The sequence below is a fragment of the Bordetella holmesii genome (genome assembly GCF_020735985.1).
GTDB classification, from domain to species: Bacteria; Pseudomonadota; Gammaproteobacteria; order Burkholderiales; family Burkholderiaceae_B; genus Bordetella; species Bordetella holmesii.
Genome location: NZ_CP085973.1, coordinates 925,427 through 938,125 on the forward strand (window position 1 = coordinate 925,427; position 12,699 = coordinate 938,125).

The 12,699-nt window shown below is 61.7% G+C and carries 15 protein-coding genes, 1 tRNA gene and 1 pseudogene; 11 read left to right on the forward strand and 6 right to left on the reverse strand.

Annotated features, from left to right (window positions below):
* The first annotated feature begins 24 nt into the window (after window positions 1-24).
* The 3 genes from LK440_RS04345 to LK440_RS04355 all read left to right on the forward strand — a co-directional run bounded on the left by LK440_RS04345 (window position 25) and on the right by LK440_RS04355 (window position 3,411).
* A complete protein-coding gene (locus LK440_RS04345) occupies window positions 25-954 on the forward strand; it encodes an iron chelate uptake ABC transporter family permease subunit (protein ID WP_005014928.1) in 930 nt (309 codons plus the stop codon).
* On the forward strand, window positions 951-1,709 hold the full coding sequence (locus tag LK440_RS04350) for an iron ABC transporter ATP-binding protein (protein ID WP_005014922.1): 759 nt from the start codon (window positions 951-953) through the stop codon (window positions 1,707-1,709). Before LK440_RS04345 ends, LK440_RS04350 begins: the two co-directional genes overlap by 4 nt.
* Before the next feature lie 112 nt (window positions 1,710-1,821).
* Window positions 1,822-3,411: a mucoidy inhibitor MuiA family protein gene (locus tag LK440_RS04355; protein WP_005014920.1), complete on the forward strand. Its 1,590-nt coding sequence runs from the start codon at window positions 1,822-1,824 to the stop codon at window positions 3,409-3,411.
* Here LK440_RS04355 and LK440_RS04360 read toward each other — a convergent pair.
* Window positions 3,406-4,206: an IclR family transcriptional regulator gene (locus tag LK440_RS04360; protein WP_005014918.1), complete on the reverse strand. Its 801-nt coding sequence runs from the start codon at window positions 4,204-4,206 to the stop codon at window positions 3,406-3,408. The two genes, LK440_RS04355 and LK440_RS04360, sit on opposite strands and share 6 nt — an antisense overlap.
* Before the next feature lie 114 nt (window positions 4,207-4,320).
* Here LK440_RS04360 and LK440_RS04365 point away from each other — a divergent pair, with 114 nt between their 5' ends.
* The 6 genes from LK440_RS04365 to LK440_RS04385 all read left to right on the forward strand — a co-directional run bounded on the left by LK440_RS04365 (window position 4,321) and on the right by LK440_RS04385 (window position 7,708).
* Window positions 4,321-4,881 (forward strand): VOC family protein, encoded by a 561-nt coding sequence (locus LK440_RS04365; protein ID WP_005014916.1) that lies wholly within the window; start codon window positions 4,321-4,323, stop codon window positions 4,879-4,881.
* A gap of 27 nt (window positions 4,882-4,908) precedes the next feature.
* Complete coding sequence (locus LK440_RS04370) at window positions 4,909-5,739, forward strand: fumarylacetoacetate hydrolase family protein (protein ID WP_005014913.1); 831 nt, start codon at window positions 4,909-4,911, stop codon at window positions 5,737-5,739.
* A 188-nt stretch (window positions 5,740-5,927) separates the two neighbouring features.
* Window positions 5,928-6,131, forward strand: a complete 204-nt coding sequence (locus tag LK440_RS18060) for a tripartite tricarboxylate transporter substrate-binding protein (RefSeq protein WP_080601044.1) — start codon at window positions 5,928-5,930, stop codon at window positions 6,129-6,131.
* Entirely contained in the window at window positions 6,068-6,733 is a 666-nt protein-coding gene (locus LK440_RS04375) for a Bug family tripartite tricarboxylate transporter substrate binding protein (protein WP_005014912.1), read from the forward strand. The genes LK440_RS18060 and LK440_RS04375 overlap by 64 nt, the downstream gene beginning before the upstream one ends.
* A 9-nt stretch (window positions 6,734-6,742) precedes the next feature.
* Entirely contained in the window at window positions 6,743-7,510 is a 768-nt protein-coding gene (locus LK440_RS04380; RefSeq protein ID WP_005014910.1) for an SDR family NAD(P)-dependent oxidoreductase, read from the forward strand.
* Window positions 7,511-7,623: 113 nt separating this feature from the next.
* Window positions 7,624-7,708, forward strand: a tRNA-Leu gene (locus LK440_RS04385).
* Window positions 7,709-7,802: 94 nt separating this feature from the next.
* Here LK440_RS04385 and LK440_RS04390 read toward each other — a convergent pair.
* From LK440_RS04390 to LK440_RS04405, 5 genes and pseudogenes are all read right to left on the reverse strand, one after another.
* A pseudogene (locus tag LK440_RS04390) lies at window positions 7,803-8,564 on the reverse strand (SDR family oxidoreductase).
* A gap of 355 nt (window positions 8,565-8,919) precedes the next feature.
* Window positions 8,920-10,040 (reverse strand): IS3 family transposase gene (locus LK440_RS04395; protein WP_370510769.1). Its coding sequence is split into 2 segments (ribosomal slippage): window positions 8,920-9,788 and window positions 9,788-10,040, totalling 1,122 coding nucleotides; the frame shifts between segments, so codons are not numbered across the junction.
* A 23-nt stretch (window positions 10,041-10,063) separates the two neighbouring features.
* The gene (locus tag LK440_RS18065; protein ID WP_370510756.1) at window positions 10,064-10,333 is read right to left on the reverse strand and encodes a trimeric intracellular cation channel family protein; all 270 of its coding nucleotides are present in this window, start codon (window positions 10,331-10,333) and stop codon (window positions 10,064-10,066) included.
* A 57-nt stretch (window positions 10,334-10,390) separates the two neighbouring features.
* Window positions 10,391-10,729: a trimeric intracellular cation channel family protein gene (locus tag LK440_RS18070; RefSeq protein ID WP_017685860.1), complete on the reverse strand. Its 339-nt coding sequence runs from the start codon at window positions 10,727-10,729 to the stop codon at window positions 10,391-10,393.
* Entirely contained in the window at window positions 10,726-10,992 is a 267-nt protein-coding gene (locus tag LK440_RS04405) for an amidohydrolase (RefSeq protein WP_227944777.1), read from the reverse strand. Before LK440_RS04405 ends, LK440_RS18070 begins: the two co-directional genes overlap by 4 nt.
* A 208-nt stretch (window positions 10,993-11,200) precedes the next feature.
* Between LK440_RS04405 and LK440_RS04410 the strand changes: the two genes are divergently transcribed.
* Complete coding sequence (locus tag LK440_RS04410) at window positions 11,201-11,719, forward strand: sigma-70 family RNA polymerase sigma factor (protein WP_005014906.1); 519 nt, start codon at window positions 11,201-11,203, stop codon at window positions 11,717-11,719.
* Window positions 11,716-12,678 carry a FecR domain-containing protein gene (locus LK440_RS04415; protein WP_005014904.1) on the forward strand — a complete coding sequence of 321 codons (963 nt, stop codon included), beginning with the start codon at window positions 11,716-11,718 and terminating at the stop codon, window positions 12,676-12,678. The genes LK440_RS04410 and LK440_RS04415 overlap by 4 nt, the downstream gene beginning before the upstream one ends.
* Window positions 12,679-12,699: the final 21 nt, after the last annotated feature.

A 12,699-nucleotide genomic window follows, 5' to 3' on the forward strand; every position in this document is an offset into this window, starting at 1 on the left:
CCTCTGCGCGGCAAGCCCACTCGCATGGGGCTTCTGGCCGCCATGGCCCTGCTTTGTTGCATTGCCTACATGACGCTGGATGCGCGCGGGCAGTGGTCTTTCGTCATTCCGTTTCGGGGTGGAAAGTTACTTGTCATGGTGCTGGTGGCCTACTGCGTGGCGTTGTCCTCGGTACTCTTTCAGACCATCACGCATAACCGTATCTTGACGCCGTCGATCATGGGCTTTGATGCGCTTTATGTGGCCATCCAGGCCGCCGTCGTCTACGGCTTTGGACTCAATGCGCTGAGTGGGCAACCGCCGGTATGGCAATTCGTCCTCGAGGCTGGCGCCATGGCAGGATTCGCCTGTTTGTTGTTTCGCTGGCTCTTTACCGGGGCGACACAGAGCCTGCATCGGATGATGCTGGTCGGCATCGTGTTTGGCCTTCTGTTTCGCAGCCTCTCGAGCTTTGCCATGCGTTTGATCGACCCGAACGAGTTTCTTGTGCTGCAGGACAGAATGTTTGCCAGTTTCAACAGTGTACGAACCGGCCTGTTGCCACTGGCCGCTGCGGTGGCGCTGCTGGTCAGCCTGGGTTTATGGAGAATGCGTCGCCGGTACGATGTCGTGGCGCTGGGTCGGGAAATCGCGATCAATCTCGGCGTCAGCTATCGCAACACCTTGCTGGCCACGCTGGCGGGTGTGGCGGTGCTGGTAGCCGTGGCCACGGCCCTGGTCGGGCCGGTCACGTTTCTCGGTCTCCTGGTCAGCAATCTGGCCTATCAGAGCATGGCGAGTGACCGCCATGCGTTGACCGTGCCCGCTGCCGTGCTGTGGGGCGTGATATTCCTGGTGGGCGGACAAACTCTGCTGGAGCGCGTGCTCGGCTTGAGCACCACGGTTAGCGTGGTGATCGAATTCATCGGCGGCCTGCTCTTTCTTATCCTGATCCTGCGCAAGGCACGCCCATGATAGAACTTCGATCGCTCAGCAAACGTTATGGGCAAAGCGTCGTGGTTGACGATGTCAACCTGGTCTTGCTCGACGCGGGCATCACGGCCATTGTCGGACCTAATGGTGCTGGAAAATCCACGCTGTTGTCCATGGTCAGTCGCCTGTTGCCTGTGAGTGGTGGACAAGTGCTGATAGACGGATTGGATGTCGCGCGCAGCGACAGCCGCGAGCTGGCCCGGCGGTTGGCGATCCTGCGGCAGGACAATCACTTGCCGCTGCAGCTGACGGTGCGCGACCTGGTCGCCTTTGGCCGTTATCCGCACACCGGCGGGCGGCTCACCATCGAGGATCGCAAGCACATCGACCGTGCCATCTCCTATCTTGATCTGGAACCTCTGGCGGGAAGATTCCTCGACGAAATGTCGGGAGGCCAGCGCCAGCGTGCGTTCGTGGCCATGGTGCTGTGCCAGGACACGCGCTACGTGTTGCTCGATGAGTCCTTGAATAACCTCGATATGAAGCATGCCGTGGCCATGATGCGCATCTTGCGCCGTGCCGCCGACGAACTAGGCAAAACCGTGGTCATCGTGTTGCATGATCTGAACTTCGCTTCGGCGTATGCCGACCACATCGTGGCCATGTGTCAGGGTAATGTCGCGTACCAGGGAAATCCTGAACAAATCATCCGCTCCGAGATTCTCAGCCAGCTCTATGCGCTGCCGATCGCCGTGCACGAGCTCGACGGGCAGCGCATCTGCGTCTATTACCGGTAATGGGTCGGGTACGGCGCCGCGGTAGCGCCCTGTCGTCATTGTCATGTTCTGTAAACCTGGCGATGGACGTGCAGGCTACAGTGCAGCGTACCCTCTCTGCATAGGTGGCGCCGTGCGCACTCCGCTCCTGTTTCTCTTTGGCATGGCGTTGCCCGCTGCGGGCATGGCAGCATCGCTGTCTTCCACGATAGATGCGGTCACCGTGTATCAGGACCGCGCCGTCGTGGCGCGTCATGCCAGCGTCGATCTGCCCGCGGGCGAGCACGAATTGGTGTTCGATAAACTGCCCGCCACCTTGCAGGACAACTCGGTTCAGATCGCGGCCAAGAGCAAGGGACAGGCCACGCTCCTGGACGTACGAACCGGCTCGGCGCTGACGGCAGAGAACAGTAACGAGCGTCTGAGGGCCGTCGATGAGCAGGTCCGTCAGTTGCAGGCGCGCCTGGCTGGCCTGGAGGATGAGGCCGCCGTTCTGGACAATCAGCGCGAATGGGTCATGCTCGTCCAGCGCGGTGCCGCCGAGCCCGCACGCGACGGATCGCGCCTGTCGCTGGAGCAACTCAACGGTATCCAGGCCGCCAGCGCCCAGACGCTGTCGGGCGCGTTGGCCGGTTTGCGACGCGTTGCCGCCGAGCGGGAGCAGCTCGGGCGCGAGTTGGCCGTCTTGCAGGACAGCCAACAGCAACTGCGCGGCGATCTCGGCCGTCGCAACAAGGCGGTGACGTTGCGCCTGAAGCTGGCGCAGGCGGGCAAGGTGGACCTGGGGCTTTCGTATGCCGTGCCTGGCGCACGCTGGACGCCTGCTTATGATGTGCGGTTGGGCAAACAAGATGGCCATGTGGAGCTGACTTATTTCGGCGTCGTGCAGCAGAACACTGGCGAGGATTGGAGCAAGGTCAGGCTGACGCTGTCGACGGCCCGTCCGGCTCTGGGCGGCGCGGCTCCCACGCAACATCCTTGGATACTGGATCAAGCGGTCGCGCCGCCGCCAGCCCCGGTGGCAGCCCTGAGTTACGAACGGTCACACAGCGCGCGCCCTGCCAGCGAGGCAGATGATGCGGCTGAGCTGGCGCAGGCCAAGGTGCATAACGAGCAGACCAGTGCCTCTTTTGCGATCGACAGCCCGGCGACACTACCCTCGGGCAGCGCGACGCAACGCGTGGCGATAACGACAGCGAGCCTGCCGGCGCAGTTGCAGTACGAGGCGGTGCCGGCCCTGCGCGAGACCGCGTATCTTACGGCCAGAGTGAGCAATGCCACCGACTATCCCCTGTTGGCCGGATCGTTGAACAGTTTCCTGGGCGATGCTTTTCTGGCCACCAGCAAAATCCCAACCGTGATGCCGGCCGAGCAGGTGGATCTGGCGCTGGGAGCGGACGAGGGCATAGCCATCAAGCGCACTCTGCTGGAGCGGAAAACGGAGAACACCGGCTTTTCCGGCAATGGCCGGCGGCAGACTTACGAGTACAGATTCACCATCAAAAACAACAAAAGCAGTGACGCGCAGGTGGTGTTCAGCGATCGCCTGCCGGTTTCTCGTCACGAGAAAATCGTGGTCAAGCTGATTGGCGCGAGCGACGCTCACAAAGGCGAGGATGGCAAACTCACCTGGAACTGGACACTTCACCCCGGGCAGTCGCGTGACGCCGTGTTGAAGTTTTCGATCGACTATCCCGGCGATATGGCCGTCTCCGGGCTATAAGCTGCCTGCTGTCGGCGCCGCATGTGCATTGAGGTCAGCGGCCGTAGGGCCCGCCGTGCATGCGCTGCCCAGCGTGGTGTGAATGCGTTGGGCGCACTCACGCAACGCGGCCAACAATGGCGTTTTGTCGCTAGTGGCCAGCCGCGTCTGCCTGGATACCAGCCCCAGGGAGGCCACGATATGCCGGTCGGGCTCGGTGAATGGCAGTGCCAGTCCGGCCAAGTTGGGGTCCAGCGCCCCTTCGGTGTAGGCATAGCCCCGGCGCCGTAGCTGCTTGACCTCATCGACAAACTCGTCCCAGCTCAGATCCGGGGGGGCATCTCCGCACTCTTGATGCAGCTTGCGCATCTGGGCGCGCGGCAGCGCGGCCATGATGCACAAGGACATGGCTCCTCGGAACATCGGCATGCGCCGCCCGCGTCCGAAGCTCATGCGCGCAGGATCTGCGCCTAATTCGTGATGCACCGTGATGATGCGGGCGCCGCAAATGGTGGCGAGGACGGCGTCCATGCCGGTGTCCGCTGCCAGCGCCGCCATCGGCGCTGCCGCGGCCGTGATGAGTGGGTCGCCGGTGCGGATATGGTAATCCAGCTCCGTGGCGGCAGGCCCGAGCACAAACGTCCCTCCCACGTCGCGGCGCAACAATCCGCAGGCCACTAATTCCCGGACATAGCGATAGACCGTCGGCACGCTGTAACTCATGGCCTCGGCGATAGCCTCGGCCGGCCATGCCGCGCGAGGGCTCTTGAATAGATCCAGGATGGCAATCATGCGGGCGAGGCTGGTTTCGGCCATGGGGTGGCGTGATCCTTAAATTTGAAAATTATCACTATAAGATAATTGACGAATTTTTTCAGGGCAGACACCATTTATCGTCGATTTATCAAATGGCGATAAAAAATGAATTCTATGACCTGGGAAGAGGGTCCTGCGCTCGCCTTCAGCCACATGGGCTTTTACGTCATCGACCTCGCGGCGATGACCCGATTCTACCAGCAGGCCCTGGGCTTTACCGTGACCGACAAAGGGACGATGGGGCAGGCGCAATTGGTGTTCCTGAGCCGTGATCCGGCCGAGCACCATCAGATCGTGTTGGTGTCAGGGCGCCCCGATGCGGTGCCGTTCAATGTGATCAATCAGGTGTCTTTTCGTGTTCCGGACCTGCCGGGCTTGCGGCATTTTCATGCGCGCCTGCTGGCCGCTGGCGTGGCCGACATGCAGGCCGTCACGCATGGCAATTCGGTGTCTTTCTATTGCCGCGACCCCGAGGGCAATCGTCTTGAGGTGTTCATGGATACACCGTGGTACTGCGAGCAGCCCCTGCGTCAGCCGGTGGATCTGACCCTGGACGACGCCAGCATCATGACGCTGGCCGAACGCATCGCGCGCGATCGGCCGGGTTTTCAGCCACGCACGGAATGGCAGCAGGCCATGCATCTGCGCATGCTCGCCGACCGGCGCCAACCTTGATTTTTTTTGACCCGAGACCTTTGCACTATGAAACTCATCAGCTTCCTCTTTGATAGCCAGGCCTCCTATGGCGTGTTGCAGGACCAGTATGTTCTGGATCTCGGCGCCCACTACGGAGCCCAGGCCCCTGATCTAAAGACCTTTCTGGCCGCAGGTCTGCCGGCAGATGTCGGGGCGCCGCGGCGGGAGTTGGCCGGACTGCGGTTGTTGCCCGTCATTCCCAATCCCGGGCAGATTTTCTGCGTAGGTCTGAACTATGCCGACCACGTCAAGGAGACCGGCCGCCAGTCGACCGAGCATCCCACCATTTTCATGCGCGTGGCAGATTCGCAGGTCGCGCATGGGGAAGCCATCGTCTTGCCTGCGGAGTCGTCACGGCTCGATTACGAAGGTGAAATTGCCATCGTTATCGGCAAGGCCGGCCGGCGAATCGCCGAAGCGGATGCCGGCGATTACATCGCCGGCTATGCCTGCTACAACGATGGCAGCATTCGCGACTGGCAAACCGCCACCTCGCAATGGACCGCCGGCAAGAATTTCTGGCGCACAGGCGGCTTTGGTCCCTGGCTGGTCACGGCCGACGAAATACCGTTCGGCTCGCCGATGACCTTGGTCACCCGGCTCAATGGCCAGGAGATGCAGCGCACCACGACCGATCTGCTCATCCATTCCTTCGCGCGGCAGATTGCCCATCTGTCGACGTTCACGCCTTTGGCGGTGGGTGATGTCATCGTCACCGGCACGCCCGGAGGCGTGGGTGCCAAGCGCCAGCCGCCAGTGTTCATGCGCCAAGGAGACGTGGTGGAAATCGAGGTCGACCGCATCGGCGTACTGCGCAATACGGTCGCCACAGAATAAGTCCTACACACGACAAAAAATTGGAGAAGACAATGAAAATGAAACCTGTCTGGTTGGGTGCGCTTTTGGCTCTGACACTGGGTTCGGCCTGTCATGCCGAAGTGTTTCCGTCCAAACCGATTACCGCGGTAGTGCCTTACGCCGCCGGAGGCCTGACGGATCAACTCGCGCGCGAGGTGGGGGCCAGGATGGCCAAAAGCCTGAGGCAGCCCGTGGTAGTCGAGAATCGGCCAGGGGGAGCCGCGCAGATCGCGATGAACTATCTCAAGCAATCGCCCGCCGATGGTTATCAGATTTTTTCGGTGACGTGCCCTCTTTGGCGACCAATATGGGCCTGTTTTCCAAGCTCAGTTATGACCCGCGTCGCGACCTGCGACCTGTCACGCAACTGATCGAGTCTCCCGCCCTCGTGGTGGTGCCCAACAATCGGTCGTATCACGACTTTCCCGCCCTGGTGGACGCGGCAGGCAAGCAGACGCTGGCTTATGCCTCGCAGGGCGTGGGGACGGGTGGGCAGTTGTTCGGTACGCTGTTGTCAGCCAAGATCGGTGCTCCCATGACGCACGTGGCCTACCGCGGCTCCACGCCGGGGTTGGCCGATGTCATCAGCGGTCAGGTGGATTTCATGTACGACGCTATTCCGACGTCGGGCGTATATGCCAAGGCAGGCAAGCTGAGGGCCCTGGCCATCGGGTCGGAGGCGCGTTCCGCACTCTTTCCGGAGGTCCCCACGTTGAAAGAACTGGGCTACGCCTCTATCGTGCCGACGTTCTGGTGGGGAGTGGCCGTCAAGGCGGGAACGCCTGAGCCGGTCGTGGCCAAACTGCACGATGCCATCGTCGCCGCCATTACCGATCCCGAGGTGGCCGCCAAGTTCACCGGGCAAGGGGTGCTTGTCAAAACCTCGTCGCCGGATGAGTTCGCTGCTTATATCGATAGCGAAATCAGCCGCTGGACACCCATCATGAAAGAAGCCGGAATGTCGGCCCAATAAGGATTGAGCATGCAGCGTTACGAAGGGAAGGTAGTATTCATTTCGGGAGGCCTGGGCGATATGGGGCAGGCCATCGCCCGGCGGTTGGCCGACGAGGGGGCCTCGGTCGTATTGGGCGATATTGCCGTGCGTTCTGGAGAGCGACGCGCGGGCGACGACCCTCTCCATAGGGTGCCGCTGGACGTCACCAAGCCCGGGAGTTGGGCAGATGCCCTGCAGGCGGTGCTCGACCTTCACGGCCGCCTTGATGTGGTGGTCAACAATGCGGGGGGCGTTTCTTCGGAGTCGGTCAGTTTCGAGGACATCGATGTTGCGGAGTGGGAACGCCTGTTCGCGATCAATGTGGACGGTGTTTTTCATGGGGTGCAGGCTGCCATGCGCGTCATGAAACAGCAGCCCGACGGGGGAGCCATCGTCAACATGGGGTCCATCGCCGGTTTTGTGGGTTCGGCGACGGGCGGCGCTTATGGCACGAGCAAGAGCGCGTTGCGCAATCTCACGCAACAGGCTGCGTTGAGTGCTGCCCGGGCGGGCTACCGCATCCGTGTCAATGTCGTGCACCCGGGGTATGTATGGACGGCGCTCATCGCCGAGAAGCTGGCCGCGCAGTTCGGCGGACAAGAGGCGGCGCGGGCGGCGGTTCGGGCCATGAATCCTATGCAGACCATCGTCACGGCAGAGGACGTCGCTGCATCCGTAGCCTTTCTGGGCTCCTCGGATGCCCGTATGATCACTGGTGCTGAGCTTGTGGTCGATGGCGGCAGGCTGATCCAATAGGCAGCGCAGACGGTCTGGGGCTTGCTGTTTTGCGAGCTAAAAAAACCGTGCTAGAATGCCCGACTTCCTAGGACGTGAATGTATTTTGTTTGCGAGCCAGGACGGAAGTTTTGGCCGACGTGGTGAAATTGGTAGACACGCTATCTTGAGGGGGTAGTGGCGAAAGCTGTGCGAGTTCGAGTCTCGCCGTCGGCACCAAGAATACTTAGCAGTACGCAATTGCAAAAACCCGCGATTCTCTTAGAGACGCGGGTTTTTTGTTGCCCGCCTTCTGGGCGGCGCCTTGGCGCATTTACGCGGCTTTGAGTGCGCCGTTATCGATGGGAATCACCTGCCCGGTGATGGACTTGCCTGCGTCGGAACTCAAAAAGACGCAGAGCGCGGCGATGTCTTTGGGGTCGACAAAGCTTTTGATCGACTGGATGCTGAGCATGGAGGCACGTTCGTCTTCGACCGTTTTGCCATTGGCGCTTGCCCGGCCTTGCAGCACATTTTCGATGCGCTGGCCTCCCACGGCGCCGGGAGCGATGGCGTTGACGCGGATGTTGTCGTTGCCCAGTTCGATGGCCAGTGTCTGCGCAAGGGAGATCAGGCCGGCCTTGGCCACGCCGTAAGGGCTGCGGTTGGGGTAACCGAATCACCCTCCCAACGACGACATGATGAGGATGCTGGCCGTTGGCTGCTGTTTGAGGTGCGGGATGGCCAAGCGGGTGACATTGAAGGTGCCGATCAGATCCACGGCAATGACTTGCTCCCATTTAGCGGGGTCTACGTCTTCGACCGTCGCGGTCGGCCCGGCGATGCCCGCGTTGTTGACGAGCACATCCAGGCCTCCCAGGGCCTTGATGGCAGCCGGGATCATTTTCTCGATGTCGGCGAGTTTGGCGTTGTCGCACAGCGTTGCCAGCAGGCCGGGGACTTCCCGTTGGGCAGCGTCGATCGCCTGCTGATTGATGTCGGTGATGAAGACGGTGGCGCCCGCCGCGACGTAAGCCCGGGCAATTTCAAGCCCGATGCCGGATGCGGCTGCGGTGATTAGAACTTTCTGGCTCATGTTGATCTCCCGTGTTTGGCGGTGAAGCTGTCGTCGGGCCCATGGCGTGGCGATGGTTCGCGCTAGCGTTCCGGCTCGACGACAGGGGTTGGGCAGCGCTCAGGAACAAACGATGGTCTGAGTCGCGAACGCCGTGTCTGTGGCCTTGCGCCAGTCGCCAAAGGCTTGCGCGCAAACTTGGGCGGGTCATGATCGCGCTCCCTGAGTGCGGCGATGCTCTGTAGGTATTCTACGGCGGGATATCTCACCGCGCGCGCAACACCGAATGCCAACCGAGCTATTGCTCTTTACGTGGCGACGGGATCAGTCGCTATGTTTTTTCCGTAGTCGGAGGCGCGCTGACCTGCCCCCAGATTTAGTACGGCACCGACATAGAGCCCAGGGGTAAAAGACCTTCTTTCTGATGAGCCTGCACGAATTGCGCCGGCGTTAAATATCCGAGCGCGCTGTGAGGCCGATCGGTGTTGTACTCGACTCGCCAGTTTTCGATCAAGCTTTTAGCCTGTCGCAGGGACAAGAACCAGTGCTCGTTAAGGCATTCGTCGCGGAACTTGCCGTTGAAACTTTCGATATAAGCGTTCTCCACCGGCTTACCCGGCCGAATAAACGACAGCTTTACGCCTGCTTGGTAGGCCCAGGCGTCCAAGGCTCTTCCGGCGAACTCTGGCCCGTTGTCCACGGTAATAGATCGCGGCAGGCCACGCATCTCCGCCAGCCGTTGCAGCACCATGGCAACACGCAGTCCCGGCAACGACGTATCGACCTCGATGGCCAGGCATTCGCGAGTGTAGTCATCGACGATAGTCAAACAGCGGAATCGGCGGCCATAGGCTAGGCCGTCGGCCACAAAGTCCATTGACCAACTCTGATTCGGCGCGATTGCCGCTAGGCGAACCACGCGCTCGGTCGCCGCGATTCGCTTACGCTTTCGTTTTCGCACGCTTAACCCTGCCAGACTGTACAGCCGCCAGATTCGCTTGTGATTTGCTTGCCAGCCTTCGCGACGTAAGAGCACATGGATCCTCCGATAGCCGTAGCGTCGTTTCGCCACTGCCATCTCTTTCATGCGCTCGGTCAGCGCAGCATCGCCTGAGCGTGTGCTCTCGTAGGCAAACAGCGACCGCGAAATTCCTACCAGCCCACAGGCCCGGGTAACACCCATGCTGCGCTCGGTCATTAATGTCCTGACCGCCTCGCGTTTGGCCTGCGGGCTGACTACTTTCGGCTTAGCAGATCCTGAAGCGCCGCCTTGTCCAGCATCGACTCGGCCAACAGCTTCTTGAGCTTGTTGTTCTCCTGCTCCAGCTCCTTGAGCCTCTGAGCGTCCGACACCGTCATGCCACCGAACTTCGCCTTCCAGTTGTAGTACGTTGCCTCGGAGATTCCGTGCTTGCGGCACAACTCTGCGGGCTTGGCACCTGCATCGGCTTCCTTGAGCACGCCGATGATTTGCTCTTCCGTAAATCGTTTCTTCATTGCCATTCCTTTGGGAACGGACTCTACATCGATTTCGTACTAATCACGGGGAGCAGGTCAGCGCGGCAAGTTCCATTTGCAGCGTAGCGACAGATACCGGAGGGCGAAACAAACAGCGCGAACCTGGTTCGCGCGCTCGACATCCATCCAAGGCGTTCTCCCACCACCTCGATGAGCGCGCCGACCAATGCGGCAGAGGCGTAGATTTCGCGTTGGAAAATGACCGGTACGCGGTTTAGCAGCACGTCACGCACCACGCCTCCGCCCACTGCGGTAAGGACCCCGAGCAACACGGCGGCCTCGGCGTTGTGTCCATAGAACAGCGCTTTCTGCGCTCCCGTGACCGCAAACTAGCCCAGCCCCAGGGAATCGAATAAGGTTACCGGGTGCGCCAAGCGGGCCACCAGAGAGCCTGCGGCGGTCGTCATGACAGCGGCCGCCATGGCCACGGTCAGGTTGCGCCAGTCTGTCAGGCCGGCCGGAGGGACCGCTCCGATGCACAGGTCACGCACGATGCCGCCGCCGCAAGCCACGGAGAAGGCGATGACCATGACGCCAAACCAATCCAGGCCGCGATTTCGGGCCGCCACCGCGCCGCTGATCGCAAAAGCAAACGTCCCCGCGAGATCAAGCACGATAAACAGACCGCGCTGATTCAAGGCCGCGAGGGCGAATTCGTGCGCGCTCATGGTGCCGGACACAAGCAGGCGTTGAGGGCGCGCAACATGCCCGCTGGTCCAGTGCCGTTTTTCATGAGGCTTACCACGCCTGCCACGCCGATATGGGGGAGCAGCTTGTAACCGTAACGCGGCATTGCCCGGGCAAGGATCGCGGCGCTGCACAGGTCCTGCATGGGCAGTTCAGGGAGTGGGTGCAGAGCCTTGTCGATGGCTTCGAGCTCGGCCAGCAGGGGCGGGCCTGGCTGCTTCAATGCTTGAGTCGGCGCTTGCAAGAGCGTTCCAGAAATAAATGACGGGAGCGGGCAGGTTGTCCCGAGCCGTTGCATGCCTGTCAATTCGTGCCTGGGGGGGGGGGCGGGTCTAGCGTCGGGCAGTCTTCCATGCCTTACGCCGCCGCGCCGCAGCGCGTGCCCGCACGTGCCCGTCTGATATAGAATGCGATCGATTCCCATTCCTGATGGAAGATCGGTCCGCGCCGCCATGCTTTCGCCGTCTACTCTTTTATCGGACCAGCAACTTCTGGTTCGCATCCATACCGAAGACCGGGCCTGGTTGTTGGGCAGGCTTTATACCCGGTTGCGCAACATCGAGGATGCTGAGGACATCGCCGGCGATACCTTCGTGCAATTGATTCAGACGCCGCGGCTGGCTTCTGTGCGCGAACCGAGGGCGCTCATCATCACAATTGCCAAGCGCCTGGTCTGGAAGTTGTGGCGCCGCCGGGAACTCGAAGCCGCCTGGCTCGAAAGCCTGTTTGCGCAGGGGGAGGCTCTCGCGCCTTCCCCTCAGGAGCAACTCAGCGCGCTGCAGACACTGCAGCAGGTCGACCAGATTCTCGATGGCTTGTCCTTCAAGGCGCGCGCGGCCTTTCTGTACAGCCAGCTCGATGGTTTGACGCACAAGGAGATCGCGGCCTCGCTGGGAGTGTCGGTAAGCATGGTGCGGCAGTACATCGCGCAGGCGCTGGCGCGCTGCTATGCGCTGGCGGAATCGACGTGAAGCGTGACCAGGCCGCAGCAGAACCCGGCGACAGAGCGATTGCTTTCTGGATGACGCTGACGTCGGGCGAGGCGACCGATGCTGACCGGCATGCCTGCGCCGTCTGGCGTGCCGCGGATCCCGCGCATGAGCGCGCCTGGGGCCGCTTGCAGCAGGGGTTGAATCAGTCGGTCGGGCGCCTGGAGTCGGTGATGAAAACCGAGTACCACGCGTTGCGCAGCACCTTGGAACGTCCCGCTCGGCGCCGGATTCTGCTGAATGCGGCGGGCCTGGTGGGCGCCGCGGCAGTGGGTGCCTGGGCCACGGATCACGTCACCCCCTTGGGCAATGTGCTGGCCGATCTGGGCACTGCCACGGGAGAACGCCGGTCCTTCACATTGCCGGATGGCAGCATGCTGACGTTGGACGCACGCAGCCGGGTGGATCTGGCCTTTGCGGGGCGGCAACACAGCATACGGCTGTTGGAGGGGGCGCTGCTGCTCCAGCCGCGTGAGGACCCCTTGGCCTTGTTTGAGGTGTTGACGCCGCACGGGCAGGTGCGTAGCGCCGGCGCCAGTTGCATGGTGCGTCTGGAGCGGCAGTCCAGCCTGGCGGTGGCCTTGCAAAGCCGCATCGAGGTCTTGCCGCGTGCCGGCGAGCCGGTCATGCTGGACGCCGGCGAGGGCACGCGTTTCGGGCAAACCTGGGCCGATCGGCCTCAGCCCATGGAATATGCCGCCGCCTGGCAAGAGGGCTGGCTCAAGGTGCGCGATCAGCCCTTGGGGACGGTGGTCGCGGCGCTGGAACGTTATCGGACGGGCTTGTTGCGGGTGAGTCCGCAGGCTGCCACGCTTGCGGTCTCCGGACTTTATCCTTTGGATGACGCTGATCGTGCCCTGAGTGCGCTGGAACACACCTTGCCCATCACCGTCAGCCGTTATACGCGTTGGCTAACCGTGATCGACGTGCGCGCGGCCTGAGTTTTTCTCAAAGCCACTGTC

Excerpts from the sequence above, each read along its gene's own strand:
- LK440_RS04345 (WP_005014928.1), top strand. The coding sequence starts at position 25 with ATGGGGCTTCTGGCCGCCATGGCCCTGCTTTGTTGCATTGCCTACATG.
- LK440_RS04350 (WP_005014922.1), top strand. The coding sequence starts at position 951 with ATGATAGAACTTCGATCGCTCAGCAAACGTTATGGGCAAAGCGTCGTG.
- LK440_RS04360 (WP_005014918.1), bottom strand. The coding sequence starts at position 4,206 with ATGGCCGAAACCAGCCTCGCCCGCATGATTGCCATCCTGGATCTATTC.
- LK440_RS04365 (WP_005014916.1), top strand. The coding sequence starts at position 4,321 with ATGACCTGGGAAGAGGGTCCTGCGCTCGCCTTCAGCCACATGGGCTTT.
- LK440_RS04370 (WP_005014913.1), top strand. The coding sequence starts at position 4,909 with ATGAAACTCATCAGCTTCCTCTTTGATAGCCAGGCCTCCTATGGCGTG.
- LK440_RS18060 (WP_080601044.1), top strand. The coding sequence starts at position 5,928 with ATGGCCAAAAGCCTGAGGCAGCCCGTGGTAGTCGAGAATCGGCCAGGG.
- LK440_RS04375 (WP_005014912.1), top strand. The coding sequence starts at position 6,068 with ATGGGCCTGTTTTCCAAGCTCAGTTATGACCCGCGTCGCGACCTGCGA.
- LK440_RS04380 (WP_005014910.1), top strand. The coding sequence starts at position 6,743 with ATGCAGCGTTACGAAGGGAAGGTAGTATTCATTTCGGGAGGCCTGGGC.
- LK440_RS18070 (WP_017685860.1), bottom strand. The coding sequence starts at position 10,729 with ATGAGCGCGCACGAATTCGCCCTCGCGGCCTTGAATCAGCGCGGTCTG.
- LK440_RS04410 (WP_005014906.1), top strand. The coding sequence starts at position 11,201 with ATGCTTTCGCCGTCTACTCTTTTATCGGACCAGCAACTTCTGGTTCGC.